Below are 17852 nucleotides of genomic sequence, written 5' to 3' on the forward strand. Positions count from 1 at the left end.
TTGCAGGAGCAAATTTTACTACCATCGCGCCGATATTTCGCCAAAATTTAGCGATGTCAAGTCCGATTACACGAGCATAGTAGATATTCATCACGCAGATATTTAGCAAGGTAATCGCAAAAGCCGTGCCGCACGCAGCGCCCACGCCACCGTAAGCCTTAGCTAGCGGGATAGAAATAGCGATATTTACGAGCGTGACGCAAAACGCGGCGATTGAGCGAAATTTAACTTTGTTTTTTGCCTGAAGCACGGCTAGGCCTAAATTTTGAATCAACGGCACGCTTACTGGAAGCACCAAAATAAGCGCGATTGCGTATGAAATTTCATAATTTGCGCCAGCCCATAGCACGATAAACTCTCGTCCAAAAATCACCAAAAGCGACGCGATAAAAAATATCACGTAAAATTGCAGCCTGCCTATTTTGATAAATTCTGCGCTAAGCTCGGAATCGGTGGAGTTTGCAGAGACCATTTTGGCGATTTTAGGAAGCATTACGCCGCTAATGGTGAGCGAAAGCGTGACGAAAGTGGCATTTATCGTGCTTGCTACGGCATACGTGGAGACCGCTGTAGCGCCTGCAACCGCGCCTAAGATAAAATTATCGACATTCCAGTTTACTTGATCGACTACGATGCCTAAAAATATAAAAAACGAGTAGCCAAAAATTTGCTTAAGCGTGGAGGCGTCGAAATTTCGCACGCTTATCACGGGCGAGACTTTGCTCTTGCAATAGATGAAATCTGCCGCGACGCAGATTAAATTTACCGCCGTAGCGATGATTACGATCGCGATAGCCTTATATCCCAAAAGTAGCGCAGGCACCGCAGCTAGCGGCAGAGCGATCGTACGAAAGATCCCAATTAGCTTGATAAATACGAAATTCTCATGCGCCGTAAGGATCGACGAATAGATGCTAAAAGGAAAGCTAATCGCTAAATTTGCAGTTAGTAGCATTAGCATAATGCGAATTTCGCCCATCTCACTAGCGCTTAGCTTAGCGCCAAAAATCGCGTGCAGATTGGCTAGCAGCGCAGCTCCTGCAAGCACGATCACCGCGCTCATCACTAAATACACACTAAAGATCGTTCCGTGCAGCTTATGCATGCGCTCCACTTCGCCGCTTGAGGTGTATTTGGCGGTATAGACCGTCACGGCGTTACCAAAGCCTAAATCCAAAATCGCCAAATAGCCGATAACGCTACTCGCTAAAGAATATAGCCCAAACTCGCTCTGCCCTAGCGCCCGCAGGAAAAACGGCGTATAAACCAAAGTAAGTATCGTAGAAACAAAGATATTTACATACGATAGCACGACGCCGAGCTTACGCTGCGCGGCTTCGGGGGCGTTTAGAATTTTAAGCAAACAAGGCTTCCTTTCGCTCGCCGCTATTAAACGCGGCAGAGTAAAATTTTAAAATTTCAAATCGCACTTTCACGCTAGAGCCTAGAGCTTCTTTTCCCAATTAAGCGCGCTTAGGATGATCTCATCCAGGCTCTCGTGCTCAGGCTGCCACGAAGTTTTGGTGCGAATTTTATCCGCGTTTGAGATGAGGCAGGCAGGATCGCCCACTCTGCGCGGAGCGATCTGCACTTTAAAATCCACGCCGCTTACTTTTTTAGCTTCATTGACGACCTCTTTTACGCTAAAGCCCGTGCCGTAGCCTACGTTAAAGACCGCGCTGTCGTTACTTTGCAGATAATCAAGCACCGCTAGATGCGCGCTTGCAAGATCCTCTACGTGGATGTAGTCGCGGATGCAGGTGCCGTCCTTGGTGTCGTAATCATCGCCGAAAATACTCATCTTATCGCGCTTACCGACGATAGTTTGGGTCGCTACCTTAATTAGATGCGTCGCGTTCGGGTAGTTTTGCCCGATCGTGCCGTCGCTAGCGGCTCCTGCAACGTTGAAGTAGCGCAAAATTCCATATTTAAAATTCGGATTTGCCGCAGCCGCGTCTTTTAGCACCCACTCGACCATCAGCTTGCTTCTGCCGTACGGATTGATCGGATTTTGCGGAGTTTCCTCGCTTACTTGCGGGACGCCTGGCTCGCCGTAAGTCGCCGCAGTGGAGCTAAAGATAAAGTCTTTCACGCCGTATTTATTCGCAAGCGCGATCAAATTCATCGCGTTGGCGGTGTTGTTTAGATAGTATTTTAGCGGATTTTGCGTGCTTTCAAAAACCTCGATAAACGCCGCAAAGTGAATGATCGCGTCAAACTTCTCGCGCTTAAAAAGCTTCTCGATCGCAGGGGTGTTTTCTAGGCTTTCCTGCACGAACTCAAACTCGCCTATCTTGCGAAGCGCCTCGATCGCTCGCATCGAGCCTTTGCAAAGATTATCCAGTATGACGACGTCGTGGCGGTTTGCTTCTAAAAGCGCCTTTGCGACGTGGCTGCCGATGTATCCCGCGCCGCCTGTGATTAAAATTTTCATCTATTCTCCTTCGGATCAAATTTATCAAAACACGCGATTATAGCCCCTTAGATTAAATCGCCGGTCGCACGCGCAAAAATACGGGGAAGCGCGGCTTTTTCTCGCGGGTTAAATTTTGGTATTGATAGGTGATGATCGTGCCCACCCTAGGCGGATTTGCCCGCATTTCGTCGCTAAAGCCCGTGCCTACTTTAAATTTCACCCCGCTACGTAGATCTACACAGCTAAGCGAGCCCATCTTGCCCTCGTTTTTGCCGTAGCCGGGGTTGATTTTTACGACCTTGCAATCGCTATCGTGCGTCTTTTTGTATTTTAAAATTTTATCGCTGCGGCCGCTTTCATAAAGCGCGTTTGGATCGCGCAGCACGACGCCTTCGCCGCCTGCTGCGATAACGCGATCAAAATACGCCTGCACGTCGGCATGCGTACTTACCGGAGTTTGCTGCACGATGAGTAAATTTTGCGCGCCGCTTGAAGCGATAAAATTTCTTAAAATTTCCATCTTCGCGCTTAGGTTTTTCTGCTCTTTCGGCAGGTCAAACGCGTAAAATTTCACCCTGCTCCACCGCTCATCGGGCACGCTAGAAGAGACGATCGAGACGAGCTGCTCAAACTCCCCGCGCGCCGTGTATAGCTCGCCGTCGACGAAAAACGGCGGAAAGCCCGCGCTCCAGCCCTCGGGGGCGTTTATGATCTTGCCGCGCCTGGAGCGCAGATTTTTGCCGTCCCAGATCGCGCGCACGCCGTCTAGCTTCTCGCTGATGACCCAGCCCGTGATATTCATGCCGGGAACGTATTCTTTAAGCAGCATCGGTTTAAATTTAGCCTCATCCGCAACCGCGCCGCAGAGCAAAAACAGCGCACCCAAAATCGCGCCTTTTAAAATTTTAAAAATTTCACTTCGCATATGCCGCTAGCTCCCTTTCTATAAAGTCGCAAAAAACGGGCGTATAGCTCATGCCCGCGCTCTCTTTTTGCAAAAATTCGCCCATCACCGCGATGTAATTCAGATAATCGTCCTTGGTGATCTTACCGCGCAAAAGCTCGTATTTCAAAAACAGCCAGTAGGTGTTGAGCACGTCGGATCTGCAGTACTCGTCTATCTTGGCCTGCTCGCCGCCGTAATACAGCTGCAGGACCTGATCGCCGTGCACGTCGTATTTGCCGGGCAAGCCCACGCTGGCGCAGATATGATCGAGCTTGAGCCCGCGAACGGCGCCAAAATCGCTGATGTGATCGAGCAGATCCAGATGAAACCGCCCGTCGTAGCGGCTGCGGTAGTTCTCCCATTTGCTCTTGTTGTTATCGCGATCGTTCGTCTCAAAATACGCCGCGGCGCTTAGATCGTAACACATCGCGCGCGCCATAATCATCGGCAGATCGAACCCGCGCCCGTTGAAGCTCACGAGCCGCGGATTAAAATCCTCGATGAAGGCTAGGAATTTTGCGATTTTATCGCGTTCGCTCTCGCCATCAAGCGTCGAGACGCGCAAAAACCTGCCGAATCCGTCCGCCATCACGGCGCTAATGCTAACGACGCGATGGAAGCAGACGGGCAAGAATTCGCTGCCGGTTTTTTCTTTGAAAATCTCCATCGCCCTAAGCGAGAGCAATTTGTGGTTTAAAATTTTGCTTTTATCCGCGTTAAAGATCAATTGCTCGCCGTAAATTTTAAAATTTAGCGCGTTTAACGCGGCGTCTTGCGCGGAATTTGAAGCGGGATTTTCGCTCTTTGAGCTTTGGAGCGTAGAGCTTTTCGCCGCAAAGCTCTGAGACGCAGGGCTTCGGAGCGTGGAATTTTCTATCGCGGCGTCCTGTGTCGCGGAGCTTTGAGGCGCGGTATCGTCGTAGGTTAAATTTAGCGACGCGGAATTTTTGAGCGCCGTATTTTGCGGCGCTAAATTTTCGCTTACAGAATTTTCTTGCGCTAAATTTTCAGCAGAATTTTCACTCGCGAAGCTTTGAGACGCGACGTCTTGCTGCGTAAAGCTTTGCGGTGCAGAATTTTGCTCGGAATTTTCTATTTTAAAATTCTGCTCCGCCGAATTTACAGCAAAATTTAAAGACGCGCTTTGCTTCTCGCTGCCGATCTTTTGCGAGAGCTGCGCGTCAAGAAGCTTTGCGAAGCTTTTTTTATCGAAAGACTCGAAGCAGCCCGCGATCGCGTCCTCATCCAGCACCCGCACCAGCGCCGCTACGTCGGGGATCGTCTCGCAGTCGAATACGCAGATATAATCCTTTTTCATTAAGCTCCTTCCTGGCGGCTTTTACCGCTTTTTTCAAAAACGGCTCTGAAATAATCCTCTATCTCCATGCCGTTTTTAGGTATGCTCGCTAGACCTAGCTCCTCGCTCATCCAAGGTTCTCATCGCCGCTTCCAATCTTAAAATTTTACGCTGCCGTATTTTCGCGGCAAAAGGGGCGTGCGCGGAGGCGCGGCAAATTTCGCTACCGCTCGCCGCGACGCAATTACCGTGAGCAAAAGCGTGCCGGTAGTTAAATTTATCTTTCGATCAAGCGCTTGATACCCGGCAAAAGCTCGCCGGACGCCTCGCAAATCCTGCTTCGCAGCACGCTAAAATCGCCGCAGTAATCGCCCAGAAGCTGCAAAATATCGTCTCTGATGGCTTGTGAGCGCTCGCTCAGAAGCAGCTCCTGCAAAAGGGCGAAAATTTCGCTCTCATGCGCCAGCGTGCAGCCGTAGTAGGGATCAAGGTAATAATCTAGACACAACAAAAGCGAGGCTTTCTCGGCCTCGTCATCACCTCGCAAAACGGCGGCGATGCCCTCTACGCCGCCCTCTGCTATCCGCCTATGACTATCGTCGTAAAAAACTGCGCGCGTCAAATTTAGCCTTTTTGCATGCCGCTTATTCGGTCTTGCCCGCATCCCACGCAAAGATCGTGTTGCCCTCGGCGTCGGTCGCTACGTCGCCCATGCCCATGATGTTGTAGCCGCAGTCGACGTAGTGCACCTCGCCGGTCACACCGCTAGCTAGATCGCTAAGCAAATACATCGCGCTGTTGCCGACGTCATGCGTCGTGACGTTGCGTTTGAGCGGCGCGTTGATCTCGTTGTAGCGTAAAATCATCCTAAAATCGCCGATTCCGCTTGCGGCAAGCGTCTTGATAGGGCCCGCGCTGATAGCGTTTACGCGGATACCGCGCGCGCCAAGATCGTGAGCGAGATAGCGCACAGAGCTTTCAAGAGCTGCTTTTGCGACGCCCATAACGTTGTAGTGAGGCACAAATTTCGGTCCGCCAAGATATGTGAGAGTAAGGACCGAGCCGCCCTCTTTTAGCACAGGAAGTACCGCGCGCGTGAGGCTTAGCAGTGAATAAACGCTCGTGCCCATCGCAATGTCAAAGGCCTCTTTTGTAGTGTTTACAAACTCGCCCTCTAGCGCTTCTTTTGGCGCATAGGCCACTGCATGCACGACGAAATCTATCTCGCCAAGATCCGCTTTTATGCGATCCGCAAGACCGTCTAGGTGGGCTTGGTTATTTACGTCAAGCTCGTAGACGAATTTACTCCCAAACTCCTCCGCGATCGGCTCTACGCGTTTTTTCAGCGCGTCGTTTAGATAGGTAAACGCCATCTGCGCACCCTGCGCGTGACAAGCTTCGGCGATGCCGTAAGCGATGGATTTGGCGTTAGCGACGCCGACGATGAGGCCCTTTTTTCCTTTTAAAATCATTATTTCTCCTTTCTAATTTTGCTTGGCTTTTGAGCGCTTTTTGGCGATTTTGTTAAAATTTTGCTCGGCAGACTATATGTCTAGCCTACGCAAAATTTTAACTGCAAAGCCCCAAAAATCATCTCAAAATCCTTCGCAATTTGACTTAAAATTCTATAAATTAAAATTCTCAAAATCTCGCGAAACGCCAAATTTTAAATGCAATTCGATAGCGGCAGTATCGTGAGATGTATTTTAATGTTATGCAGAAATTTTAAATCAAGACTAGGCGCATAGCCTGTCGCGGACTTAAAATTTCAAACTCATTAAAAGACGCTCACGAGACGACGTGTATAAGCTCCAAAAACTTCGAGGCGTCCCAGCTCGCCGTCCCCACTAACACCCCGCCGCAGCCTCTTATCGCGCAAATTTTTGCGATATTTTCAGCATTCACGCTGCCGCCGTAAAGTAGCGGCGCGGGGCTTTTAGCGCGCAAGAAATTTAGCATTCTTTCGATCTGCTCACACTGCGCGCTTCTGCCCGTGCCGATCGCCCAGACGGGCTCGTAGGCTAGTACTAAGCTCGGATATTTCAGATCGATACCCTCAAGCTGTGCCGCTACGAAATCCTCGCTGCGGTTTTGCGCAAATGCCGCCTCGTCCTCGCCGACGCAAAAGACGATGCGCCAGCCCTGCGCTGCGGCAAAACTGAATTTCTCTCTTATCAGCTCTGCGCTCTCGCCCAAAATAGCGCGCCGCTCACTATGTCCAATAAGAACGGTTTTGATGTCAAATTCCGCCAGCATATCGCCGCCGATCTCGCCCGTAAAGCTGCCGTGCGCGGCAGGATAGAAATTTTGCGCGCCTTGAGTAAAATTTTTCACCCCCGTGCAAAATGCGCTAGCAGGAGGAAAAACTAGAATTTCATCCTCGCGCGAAATTCCGCCCGATAAGCCTTCATCTAAAGCTTTAGCGTACCGCTCAAAGCTAGCGCGGGTATGGTTGCATTTAAGATTCGCTGCTAGTATCATCACAGCTCCATTTTAGTAGTAAGCACTCGCACGCCCGGCAACTCCTTGCCTTCGATGAGTTCTAAGCTCGCGCCGCCTCCGGTAGAAATAAAAGTCATATCATCGGCGTTGCCCGCGCGTTCGACAACATCTGCAGTATCGCCACCGCCCACTACGGTCGTGGCGTCGCTATCTGCGATCGCGTGCGATATATGTAGGCTACCACGAGCGAATTTATCGATCTCAAAAACTCCCATCGGTCCGTTCCACCAGATCGTTTGCGCATCGTCTAGGGCTTCTTTAAAAAGCGCTACGGTCGCAGGCCCGATATCTAGCCCCATCCAATCGCTTGGAATTTCTTGGACGGTAACCTTTTTTGTAACGGCATCTTGCGAGCATTGCGGAGCTGCGACGGCATCGACAGGGATATAAATTTTAACCCCAAGCTCTTTGCCGCGGCGCAAGATATTTAGTGCGTCAGATATAAGATCCTCCTCTAAAAGCGAATTACCGATGTCATATCCGACGGCTTTTAAAAACGTAAATGCCATGCCGCCGCCGATGATGAGCTTATCGACTTTAGGAAGTAAATTTTTAAGCGCCTGAAGCTTGCCGCTTACTTTGCTACCGCCCGTTACGGCTACGAAAGGACGCGCAGGATCTTTAATAAGGTCTTTGGCAAATTTTATCTCTTTTAGCAGCAAAAATCCCGCCGCCTTGTGCGCCTCATCGTAGAATTTCGTAATCGCCTCCACCGAAGCATGCGCGCGGTGGCATACGCCAAAAGCATCGTTGATATAAAATTCCGCGTAGCTTGCGAGCCTCTTAGCTAGCGCCTCGTCGTTTTTGCTCTCGCCCTTTTCAAAGCGCAGATTATCCAGCAGAAGCACTTTGCCCTTTTTAAGCGAATTTACCGCAGCTCCAGCTTCCTCGCCCGCGACATCAGAGACAAATTTTATCTCGCGTTCCAAAAGCCTAGATAGCCTCTTTACCACAGGCTTTAGGCTAAGTCTTTCTTCGTATCCGTTTTTCGGGCGTCCTAAGTGGCTGGCTAAAATTACCGCGCAGCCCTCGTCTAAGCAATATTTAATCGTAGGGATAGACGAACGGATGCGACGATCGTCCGTAATATTGCAAAACTCATCCATCGGCACGTTAAAATCGCACCTGATAAAAACGCGCGCGCCGTCTTTAAATTTCAAATCTTTAATCGAAAGAATTTCGCCCATCTTATTTCCTTCTTTTTGCCGCATATAGGGCTAAATCGATGAGGCGCTCGCTATATCCCCACTCGTTGTCATACCAGCTCATCACTTTTATCAGATTGCCGTCAATTACCTGCGTGCAGTCGCTAGCTACGATGCTGGAGTATTCTGAAGTACAAAAATCGCTGCTGACACGGCTATCGTCGTCTACGAGCAAAATTCCTTTCATCTCTTTAGCGGCATAGCGGCGGAAAATTTCGTTTAGCTCCTCGGCGCTCGTCTGCTTGCGCGTTAGCACCGTTAGATCAACCATCGAAACGTTAGCTACCGGCACGCGCACAGATTTTCCGTGCATCTTACCGCTTAGCTGCGGAAGTACCTTACTAATCGCTTTTGCCGCACCCGTCGTAGTCGGAGCGATATTAAGAGCCGCGGCGCGTGAACGGCGAAAATCCTTGGCTTTTACATCGACTAGACTCTGTCCATGTGTATAGGCGTGAATCGTCGTCATCAGACCCTTTTCGATGCCAAGCTCATCGTCTAAAATTTTTGCAATCGGAGCCAGACCGTTAGTGGTGCAGCTAGCGTTTGAGATGACGCGCTGTCCTGCATAAGCGCCCTCATTAACGCCGATTACGAAAGTAGGCGTATCATCCTTGGCAGGCGCGCTCATTACGACTACGCCGATACCGTTATCTATGAACGGCTTGCATTTTTCGCTCGTTAAAAACGCACCAGTACATTCAAGCACAGCTTCTGCACCATCGCCCGCAAAATCAAGCTCCGCAGGCTCTCTGGTGGAATAGACACGGATTTTTTTGCCGTCTACGGCTATGCATTCGTCGCTTAGAATTTCTACTTTTTTACGAAACTCGCCGTGAACGGTGTCGTATTGAAGCAGGTATCTCGTAAGCTCGCGCTTAGCGGTATCGTTGATCGCCACAAGCTCCACATCGTCCCTGCTTAGCGCAATTCTAGCCGCGCACCTACCGATCCTTCCAAAGCCGTTAATTGCGATTTTTACTGCCATAAGGTTCTCCTTATTTGGGATGTTTTCAGCTGGAATTTTACTAAATTTGGGTTAATCTTTGATTAAATAAAAAGTCGCGAAATCTAGGATTTACTTTTTGGCTATATAATTCGCGAACTTTTTTTAAAGGAGAAAAAATGAGACGAATTGTATTCTCGTCATTAGCGGCAATCGCGATTTTAAGCGGATGCAGCCAACCTAAGGCCGATACGGCTCCGCAGCAAAAGCAAGAGCCTGTAGCGCATACGATCGTATTTCTGCTCGGAGAGACCGGAGATAAGCGCATCAGCCTTAGCTCGAACGATATGTTCGCAACGGGCGTGTTAACCGACGAAAAAGGCAAAAAGCATAATCTTAAACGCGCGGCTTCCGCAAGCGGCATAATGCTTACGAACGACGAAGGCATCGAGCTTCTTTTCAAACGCGGAGAGGGAGTGTATACACCGGGAAAAGGCAAGAAGGATATTCCGGTAACCTACACCGAGCACGAGCACAAAAGCGGCGAAATGATGTAGCCGCGGCGGGGTTAAATTTAAGCGCCCTAAAAAGCGAATTAAATTTAACCCCTCATTTCTAAATTTCGACTTCTTTATCCATAGCAAAATTTAACCCTCGTTTCGATCTCTTTGATCTGCAATAATATTTAACCTTTTATTTTCGCTTCTTTCATCTACGTAAATCAAGCTTTTTTGTAAATTTAAGCTCTCGCTTGCCAAAAGCAAGCTTCGCAAACCCGAAATATCTAAATTTTAAAATCTCCATTTAATTTGCGCTCTACCCACGAATTTTTAGTTTTAAACCGAATTTCACTTCAAATTCGATAAACTGCGCTGAAATTTTAGCAGACCGGTGCAAATACGGCGTAAAATAGATCATTTAGCGAGATTGCCGCATGGATAGCATTAAATTTTACCTAAACGATTACGAAATTGAGGGTGAAAGCTTTACCGAAGTCGTCGCTGCGATAAACGGCGAGCCACTGCTTGAGCTGATTAAACGGCGCGAGCAAAGCTTTGTGGCGAAAGAGGGGCAAGCTAGCATCGTGGGAAGCTACGCCTACTTAAACTTGATCGATTTTGAGGAGCTATTTTTACGCGCGGCGCTTGAGGCTGATTTGGCGCAAGATGAGCGAGATGTCGTTCTACTGGGCTGTCCGTGCGGGATCTGGAGCTGCTGGTATCTCACGCTTAAGATTAAATTTGAAACGGAGACGGTTAAGCTTTACGAGTTTAAAAACCCGCGCCGCAAAGATTGGCAGTATGGGCTTGAGTTTAAATTTGACCGCGTGAGCTTTGTGAGCGAAATTTCTAAAATCGCCTCTTTTAATAAGCTATAAAATTCGCAAATTTAACGGCACGCTCGAAACTGCGCCGAAACAAACCTACCTTTGCCTCGGCAAAATTTAGCTTTAAAGCGGAATGGCTGCCGCACAAACTCATAGTATTAAAATTTTTGCCTCGCTGTTTCGCAAAACATCCAGCAAAATATCATAAAATTTGCCCAGCCTTAGCTTTAAAATTCCGCCCCTTTTGATGACGACAAAAACCTGCCCGCCTCGCTCGCCCAGCGCGTCGTAAAGCGCGTCTAAATTTGCGATGTATTCGGGCTTGAAATTTAGTGCCGCGGCAAATAGCGCGAAAATTTGATCTTTGCGCCTAATCTTTGCGCCGTCGATGATGATCTTTGCGGCGCGGCACGTTTTAAAATTTAAACTCATTGCACGCGCTCGAAGCTTTCATAATGATCGGCGGTGTAAAAGATCAGCCCGTCGTTTGAAAATATCAGCCGCTTCGCGCCGCGCGGACCGCCGCGATACTCGATGTCGCACTCGCGCCAGATCCGCCCCTTTTTATCAGGTAGTCTGCGCTCAAAATTGCCGAAGCGATCGCCGCCGATGCTCTTGCCGCACGCGTATCGCCACAGATCGCCGCCCTGCCAGCCAAGCTCACCGGCCTGCTTTTTCGTGATAAAATTTTGCGGCAAAGAGCCCGTACGGCGGATATGAGCGCTCACGCACTCCCTGCTTATGCAGGGCTCGTCCGCGAGCTGATTTTTAGAATTTGCGTCTGGATTTTGAGAGTCCGAAGCTTCATAATCTGCGCTGCGCCGCCTGTGAGCGTCCGCCTCATCTTTAGGATTTACGGCGGCGGACTCGTTTACTTGCGGATGAGATTTTAAATCTCCTAGATCTGCCCCGCCGTCTGCGCTTCTTGCGCCGCTCTCATTTTTTGCGTCGGCGCTGCTTGCAGGATTTTCGGAACTTGAAATTTTACGATCGGTGCTGCTTTTTAAATTTTGCACGCCGCTTTTACGCGACGCAGCATCCAGGGTTTTGGAGGTAAAAATCCGCTCATCTTTAGCCGCGGGGCTGCGCGAATTGGAGATGAAATTTAGCGCCAAAAGAAGTGCTGCAAAAATTGCGAGCGGGATCAGCTTTTTTGCCACCGCTAGCCTCTTTTGCGGGTCGCGAAGCGAAAATAGAGCACGATCGCCGCTACTATCGCGCCTAGAGCCAGCGGAGCGATCCACGGCGCGTCCTTGACATGCGCATAGAGCCCGCGCACGAAATCGCCCGCGTAATAGCTCAGTAACCCCACCACAAGCGCCCAAATGAGCGAGCTTACGGCATTGATGACGCTAAATTTTAAAAACGAATATTTTGTAATACCAATCGCGATCGGCACGAGGGTTTTGAGGCCGTAGATAAATTTTTTAATCAAAATGATACGGTCGCCGTATTTACGAAACAAAATCTGTGCCAGAGCGAGATTGCGGCGCTGTTTGCGCAGATATGGCATGATCTCTTTTTTATTGTAGCGGCTTACTAAAAACAGCCCCGAATCGCCTATGAAGTTCGATATGCAGGCGATTACGATGCATAAAACGATATTGAGCTCGCCGGCCGAGCTTAGCACGCCCGCCGCCGCAAGCGCCAAAAATCCTCCGCCCAGCGAATATAAAAACAGTATCAGATACCCCCACGTATGGAGGTTTGCAAACATCGATTCCATCAAATCCTTTCATTAGATCGTATAAAATTCTATAAATTTTGACTAAAGCAGCTTTAAAATTCGGCGCGAAAGCTTCACTCCAACATCCCACGACGCCACTTGATTTTGTTGCGACATTAAATTAAAATTCCGAGCAGCTGTCGCGAAATATAAAATTTCGCCGCAAAATATCAAGCGAAATTCTAAAATAAAATTTCTAGGCATCAAGTAAAATCACCGCAAAATTTAGCGGTAAAATTTTGCGACTATAAATTTAATGACAAAATTTCGACTTCTTTAGAATTCAAAGTAACTTGCGAATTACGAAGGATTTACGCGATATCTTCAAATGCCTCCCACCCCGCGAATTGCAATAAAATTACGCACCTAAGTCTATTATTCTGCAGAAATTACGCGAGCAAAATTCCAAGCCGCTAATAAAACGCTCATAAAGCAAAATTTTTCGCTAAGCTATGCGCCTTAGCATTTCTAGCTAAATTTTACTCATCTGCGCCAATTACTCGCATCAAAAGCGCATAGCCCTCAGTATTTGGATCAAAAGCGCGGTCATTTTTGGTCTCCAGCACCGAACCGCCCAGGCTCACGCCAGCGAATAATCCGCCTTTGTTCGTAAAGACGTACATATCTTGATTTAGTACGTCTAGTGCGCCCGAGTCCGCGCTGTAATTGCCCGCGACCGCCGTCGCATCGCCCGAAAGCGTGATTTGGGAATTTCTCATTTTTTGGATCACATCGTCATGCATTACGAAAATAACTAGATAATTATCCTCATAGCCGATCTGAAGTCCTACGCTGGCGCTGCTGATCTCAGCGCCGCTAACGCTATGCGCGCCGTCGTCATTGTAAATGATGATCCCCTCGCCATACATGCCGCCTATGATGAAGCCTAGCTTCTTAACGCTCGGAAATATCACTATCGCGCGGGCTTGCTGCGCTAGGTATTTATACTGCGCGTTCGTGCGCATCACCGACGAATAAGCGCTCGCGCTATCAATGATGAGCTCATCCTCGGCAAATGCCGCGCTAAAAAGCAAAAATAAAGCGATTATAAATTTTTTCATTTCATACTCCTTATTTGGCTATCTCGACCGCGCGAAGCTCGCGTATGACGTTAACCTTGATCTCGCCCGGGAATTGGACCTTATCTTGGATATCCGAAGCGATCTCTTTAGCCACCAAAACCGCCTCGTCGTCATTCATAAGCTTAGCATTTGCGATGACGCGAATCTCGCGACCTGCGTTGATCGCGTAGGCTTGCTTGACGCCCGTTTTGCTCATCGCGATCGCTTCGATGTCGCTAACGCGCTTTAGATAGCTCTCTAGCACCTCTCGTCTAGCGCCCGGGCGCGCGGCGCTTAACGCGTCTGCCGCACAGACCGCGGCGCTTTCTACGCTAGTCGCCTCCTCGTGGCCGTGGTGGGCGTAGATCGCGTTTATCACCACCGGATGCTCTTTGTAGCGGCGGCACACCTCGGCGCCCAGATCTACGTGCGAGCCCTCGTATTCGTGAGTTAGCGCCTTGCCGATGTCGTGAAGTAGGCCCGCTCGCTTGGCTAGCTTTTGATCTCCGCCCGTTTCTGCGGCGATGATGCCCGCAAGGTGCGCGACCTCAAGGCTGTGCGCAAGGGCGTTTTGTCCGTAACTGGCGCGAAATTTAAGCTTGCCGATGAGTTTTAAAATTTCCGGATGAATTTTACTAAGACCTAGATCCATTACGATATTTTCACCCTCTTCAGCGATGCTGGCTTCAAATTCGTCGCTTACTTTTTTGTAGATGTCTTCGATGCGCGCAGGCTGAATTCTGCCGTCTTCGATAAGCGTTTCGATGACGCGAACGGCGATGGCGCGACGGTAGAGATTGTGCGAGCTTACGATGATCGCATTGGGGGTATCGTCGATGATAACGTCCACGCCAAGAGTCATCTCAAGCGCCTTTATGTTGCGCCCCTCTTTGCCGATGATGCGGCCTTTAAGCTCGTCATTTTTGATATTTACGACGTTGATAAGCCGTTCTGCCGCAAACTCGCCCGCGAAGCGCGACGTAGCCTGCGCCAAAATATAATTCGCTTTTTTTCGCGCCTCTTTTTTGGCTTCCTCTTCATACTTTCGTACTATGTGAGCAATGTCGGTGCGGCTTTGCTCCTCGACTTTCTTAAGCACCTGCGCGCGCGCCTCATCCTGAGTAAAGCCCGCCACGCGCTCCAAAACTTTAAGCGCTTCGGCTAGCTTCTCTTCATAGCTTTTCTTTAAATTTGAGCCCTCTTCGTAGAGGAATTTAGCCTCTTTTTTGGCGCTTTCGAGCTCTTTTTTGCTGTCTTTTAAAATTTCTTGCTCGGTTAGAAGCGCGTGCTCCTTTTTACCGAGCTCGTCAAATTTAACGTTAAATTCCTTCTGCAGTTTGCTTGCTTTATCTTCGTATTTTTTCTTAGCTTCAAACTCAGCTTCCTGCACCGAAATTTTAGAATTTCGCAAGATGCCCTCGGCTTCAAATTCTATAGCTTTGGCTTTAGCTTTAGCTTGTTCGACGAAGAAATCGTAGTTGGCGTTATTGATCTTTCTAGCTACTAAGTATCCTATGCCAGCGCCCACCGCAAGAGCGCACAAGGCGATTAAAATCTCTATCATACTTTCCTCTTTTTAGGTAATTTTGGCTCGGAGTTATGTAAAAATCGCCCTTTACGTCGTGATCAAGCGATAAAATTTCGCTGCAAAAGCAGTCTTTTATACTCACGAACGCGATTGCGGGCTTAAGCTTCAGACCTGAAAAAAACATATCGTAAAATCCTTTCCCATGTCCTATTCTAGCCATTGCGCCATCCACTCCGATAGCTGGAACCACGGCTAGATCGACCTTCTTAAAATACCCGTTTTGTGGAAGCGTCTGCCGCAGCCCAAAGCGTGAAATTTTAAAAGGCTGGCGCAATCTTACCATTTTTAAGCTAATATCCACCATAAACGGAACGTAAAATTCGCAGCTTTTTGATAGCTTTTTTCTTAAAATCAAAACGTTCGGCTCGTAGCTCATCGGCAAAAATATTAAAATTTTACGTGCTTTTAAAAATTTTATCAGCCGCTCCAGCCGCCATAAAAGTGCGTAATGCTCACATCTAGCCGCGCGCGCGGCGTGAGATTTTAGACGCGATTTGCAAATTGCTCTAAATTCATTCTTTTGCATGGCTTAAGCCTTTTATAAAATTTTAACGCTTATTTTAGCTAGTTTTTGTATAATCTTGCGATTAAATTTTAAGGTTTATTATGAAATTTCGTTTTTTTCTAGCACTTTTTACGGCTGTTTTGTTTCTTGCGGGTTGCGGCGATGATGAGGATAAAAAATCAAGCGATACCCCGACCGAGGCCAACGCCACGCAGCCGCAGTCCGAAACCGAAGCCGTAATCCAGGTCGATTATACCGCTCCTTTTACACTTCAGCTAAGTAACGGCAAAATTTTAAATATGCAAAAGACAAAGCAAGGCTTTCATATCGATAACAACTCCACCGTGACGCTATTTGCGTTTTTTACGCCGTGGTGCGACGCCTGCGCCGTGCAGGTAGGCGCACTAAATGCCGCCAAACAAGCCTACTCCGGCAAGCTTGATATCATCGGCGTGATGATCGGTGATACGAATTTAGACGATGCAAAAAATTACGCAAGCGCGCACGAAGTAAATTACGCGATCGCTTACGGCGAAGGGACGGACTTTTTTACAAAGGCGCTAGGCGGCATAAACGAAGTGCCGTATATAGTGATCTACGACGAAAAAGGCGAGTTTAGCGCGCAGTATTTCGGGCTGATGCCGGAAGAAATTTTAATGACCGAATTGGAGAAAATTTTCTGATGTTCGAATTTTTTAAAAAAGGGCTTAGCAAGACCATAGACGCAATGCGGGGCGCGAAAAGCGAAGATAAAATTTCAAAAGAAATTTTAGAAGAGATGCTGCTTGAAGCCGACGTAGGCTACGAGCTTGTAGAGGAAATTTTAGAAAAACTGCCCGCAAAAAAGCTAGTCGCAAAAGACGATCTTAAGGGCGTTTTAAAGAGCTATTTCAATTACGAAATCGCTAAAGCCGCAGATGAGAAGCCGTTCGTAGAGCTCATTATCGGCGTAAACGGCGCGGGCAAAACTACGACAACCGCAAAGCTTGCAAATTTATATAAAAATAGCGGCCAAAGCGTGATCTTGGGCGCATGCGACACCTTTCGCGCGGGCGCGGTCGAGCAGCTGCGCAAATGGGCGCAGATCCTAAATCTACCGATCGTAGCGACCGCGCAGGGACATGATCCCGCTGCCGTGGCGTTTGACACCGTAAGCTCGGCAAGTGCAAAAAATATCGATCGTGTCCTGATCGACACCGCAGGACGCTTGCAAAATCAGAAAAATTTAGCCGCGGAGTTAGAGAAGATCGTGCGCATCTGCGACCGCGCAAAAAGCGGCGCACCGCACCGCAAGATCATCGTGCTCGACGCCACTCAGGGCAATCACAGCGTTGCGCAAGCCAGGGCATTCAACGAGATCGTGAAGCTCGACGGCATCATCATCACGAAGCTCGACGGCACGCCCAAGGGCGGCGCACTTTTCGCCATAGCGCGCGAACTGCGGCTACCGATACTTTTCGTCGGCGTGGGCGAGCGGATGGAAGATTTGGCGGAATTTAACTCGGATCAGTTCGTAGAGACGCTTGTGGATGGGATTTACGCTTAGGCTCTGCGTAAATTTACATATTCTCGCCGAATAAGCTTAAATTTTACGCGCCGAAATGCTCGTCAAATTTTGCCGCTCGATTATCTTAGAATAAATTTTACTTATAATTTTACGATTTTCATTTAGAATTTTACAAAATTTAGCTCAGCACTGCATAAAAAACGCGCCCACCCGCGTCCATTCGCACCAAAATACGTAAAATCCCTCCGCCCGCAACGCGGCGTGCTTACAAGAATTCTTCAATGATCTCAAGCTGCTTAAATTTCACGGTTATCCTCTGCCCGCTCGCAAAGATAAAGTCATACTCGCAAACGCCTCCCCGCTCTAGCGAAAATTGATGAACTATCAGATCGTTATTTTTAAAGCTCTTGTCGTCCGTTTTGAAGCGGACGGCTAGGACGTTTTTGAAAACAAATTTAAAATTTCTATCTCGGTAGGGCGATAAAAATTTCATCGTCAGTCTATCTTCGTTTTTTAAAATGCCAAATTTAAATTCAGTCAAAACGGCGTCGTGAAGGGTCTCTTTCGTATTAAACAGATACCTTTTCGGATCCAAGACAAACCGCCTGATAGGCTTTGCTATTTCGTTTTCATTCTTGCGAAGCGACTTAAAATAATCGTCAAAATACCACGCCCCTTTTTTTTATTTTCGCCGTGATCATCCGTCTGTCCATTTGCGCACATTTCCTAAATTTTACTCACGTGCACTGCATAAAAAACGCGCTCACCCGCGTCTGCTCGCACCAAAACACATATAAAATCCCGCCGCTGCCGAACATCACCTCGC

General features: G+C 48.4%; 20 protein-coding genes. 4 read left to right on the forward strand and 16 right to left on the reverse strand.

The features are described from left to right. The 9 genes from Q0257_RS05745 to gap all read right to left on the reverse strand — a co-directional run. Positions 1 to 1363: oligosaccharide flippase family protein (locus Q0257_RS05745; protein ID WP_298022723.1), on the reverse strand; the 1363-nt coding region annotated here is incomplete at its 3' end. A gap of 81 nt (positions 1364 to 1444) precedes the next feature. Continuing rightward, positions 1445 to 2434: a UDP-glucose 4-epimerase GalE gene (gene galE / locus Q0257_RS05750; RefSeq protein WP_298022727.1), complete on the reverse strand. Its 990-nt coding sequence runs from the start codon at positions 2432 to 2434 to the stop codon at positions 1445 to 1447. A gap of 52 nt (positions 2435 to 2486) precedes the next feature. After that, positions 2487 to 3341: a DNA ligase gene (locus Q0257_RS05755; RefSeq protein ID WP_298022730.1), complete on the reverse strand. Its 855-nt coding sequence runs from the start codon at positions 3339 to 3341 to the stop codon at positions 2487 to 2489. Continuing rightward, positions 3331 to 4680, reverse strand: a complete 1350-nt coding sequence (locus Q0257_RS05760; protein WP_298022733.1) for a 3'-5' exonuclease — start codon at positions 4678 to 4680, stop codon at positions 3331 to 3333. Before Q0257_RS05760 ends, Q0257_RS05755 begins: the two co-directional genes overlap by 11 nt. A 256-nt stretch (positions 4681 to 4936) precedes the next feature. Beyond that, positions 4937 to 5281 (reverse strand): hypothetical protein, encoded by a 345-nt coding sequence (locus tag Q0257_RS05765; RefSeq protein ID WP_298022736.1) that lies wholly within the window; start codon positions 5279 to 5281, stop codon positions 4937 to 4939. A gap of 22 nt (positions 5282 to 5303) precedes the next feature. After that, positions 5304 to 6131 carry an enoyl-ACP reductase FabI gene (gene fabI, locus Q0257_RS05770; protein WP_298022738.1) on the reverse strand — a complete coding sequence of 276 codons (828 nt, stop codon included), beginning with the start codon at positions 6129 to 6131 and terminating at the stop codon, positions 5304 to 5306. 316 nt (positions 6132 to 6447) lie between these two features. Continuing rightward, positions 6448 to 7140, reverse strand: a complete 693-nt coding sequence (locus Q0257_RS05775; protein ID WP_298022741.1) for a triose-phosphate isomerase — start codon at positions 7138 to 7140, stop codon at positions 6448 to 6450. Next, on the reverse strand, positions 7140 to 8348 hold the full coding sequence (locus Q0257_RS05780; RefSeq protein WP_298022744.1) for a phosphoglycerate kinase: 1209 nt from the start codon (positions 8346 to 8348) through the stop codon (positions 7140 to 7142). Before Q0257_RS05780 ends, Q0257_RS05775 begins: the two co-directional genes overlap by 1 nt. Before the next feature lies 1 nt (position 8349). Next, positions 8350 to 9354, reverse strand: coding sequence for a type I glyceraldehyde-3-phosphate dehydrogenase (gene gap / locus Q0257_RS05785; RefSeq protein WP_298022747.1), 1005 nt, complete (start codon positions 9352 to 9354; stop codon positions 8350 to 8352). Positions 9355 to 9491: 137 nt separating this feature from the next. Between gap and Q0257_RS05790 the strand changes: the two genes are divergently transcribed. Further along, positions 9492 to 9869, forward strand: coding sequence for a hypothetical protein (locus Q0257_RS05790; RefSeq protein WP_298022752.1), 378 nt, complete (start codon positions 9492 to 9494; stop codon positions 9867 to 9869). Between the two features lie 377 nt (positions 9870 to 10246). Continuing rightward, positions 10247 to 10690: a hypothetical protein gene (locus Q0257_RS05795; RefSeq protein ID WP_298022754.1), complete on the forward strand. Its 444-nt coding sequence runs from the start codon at positions 10247 to 10249 to the stop codon at positions 10688 to 10690. Positions 10691 to 10789: 99 nt separating this feature from the next. On the opposite strand, the gene Q0257_RS05800 is transcribed toward Q0257_RS05795, so the two are convergent. The 6 genes from Q0257_RS05800 to Q0257_RS05825 all read right to left on the reverse strand — a co-directional run bounded on the left by Q0257_RS05800 (position 10790) and on the right by Q0257_RS05825 (position 15540). Continuing rightward, complete coding sequence (locus Q0257_RS05800) at positions 10790 to 11071, reverse strand: barstar family protein (protein ID WP_298022757.1); 282 nt, start codon at positions 11069 to 11071, stop codon at positions 10790 to 10792. Further along, positions 11068 to 11799: a ribonuclease domain-containing protein gene (locus Q0257_RS05805; RefSeq protein WP_298022760.1), complete on the reverse strand. Its 732-nt coding sequence runs from the start codon at positions 11797 to 11799 to the stop codon at positions 11068 to 11070. Before Q0257_RS05805 ends, Q0257_RS05800 begins: the two co-directional genes overlap by 4 nt. Positions 11800 to 11801: 2 nt before the next feature. Next, positions 11802 to 12365, reverse strand: coding sequence for a DedA family protein (locus Q0257_RS05810; protein ID WP_297944239.1), 564 nt, complete (start codon positions 12363 to 12365; stop codon positions 11802 to 11804). Between the two features lie 479 nt (positions 12366 to 12844). Next, positions 12845 to 13426, reverse strand: coding sequence for a lipid-binding SYLF domain-containing protein (locus tag Q0257_RS05815; RefSeq protein ID WP_298022762.1), 582 nt, complete (start codon positions 13424 to 13426; stop codon positions 12845 to 12847). A gap of 10 nt (positions 13427 to 13436) precedes the next feature. Then, the gene (gene rny, locus Q0257_RS05820; RefSeq protein WP_297923524.1) at positions 13437 to 14990 is read right to left on the reverse strand and encodes a ribonuclease Y; all 1554 of its coding nucleotides are present in this window, start codon (positions 14988 to 14990) and stop codon (positions 13437 to 13439) included. Beyond that, positions 14923 to 15540 (reverse strand): 5-formyltetrahydrofolate cyclo-ligase, encoded by a 618-nt coding sequence (locus Q0257_RS05825; protein ID WP_297883084.1) that lies wholly within the window; start codon positions 15538 to 15540, stop codon positions 14923 to 14925. Before Q0257_RS05825 ends, rny begins: the two co-directional genes overlap by 68 nt. An 80-nt stretch (positions 15541 to 15620) precedes the next feature. Between Q0257_RS05825 and Q0257_RS05830 the strand changes: the two genes are divergently transcribed. Beyond that, positions 15621 to 16202, forward strand: a complete 582-nt coding sequence (locus Q0257_RS05830; RefSeq protein WP_298022766.1) for a TlpA disulfide reductase family protein — start codon at positions 15621 to 15623, stop codon at positions 16200 to 16202. Next, positions 16202 to 17065: a signal recognition particle-docking protein FtsY gene (ftsY, locus tag Q0257_RS05835; protein ID WP_298022769.1), complete on the forward strand. Its 864-nt coding sequence runs from the start codon at positions 16202 to 16204 to the stop codon at positions 17063 to 17065. The genes Q0257_RS05830 and ftsY overlap by 1 nt, the downstream gene beginning before the upstream one ends. 226 nt (positions 17066 to 17291) lie before the next feature. Here ftsY and Q0257_RS05840 read toward each other — a convergent pair whose 3' ends face one another. Continuing rightward, positions 17292 to 17621 carry a hypothetical protein gene (locus Q0257_RS05840; protein WP_298022772.1) on the reverse strand — a complete coding sequence of 110 codons (330 nt, stop codon included), beginning with the start codon at positions 17619 to 17621 and terminating at the stop codon, positions 17292 to 17294. Positions 17622 to 17852: the final 231 nt, after the last annotated feature.

Origin of the sequence: uncultured Campylobacter sp. (genome assembly GCF_938018035.1) — a bacterium.
In the GTDB taxonomy this organism is placed as follows: Bacteria; Campylobacterota; Campylobacteria; order Campylobacterales; family Campylobacteraceae; genus Campylobacter_B.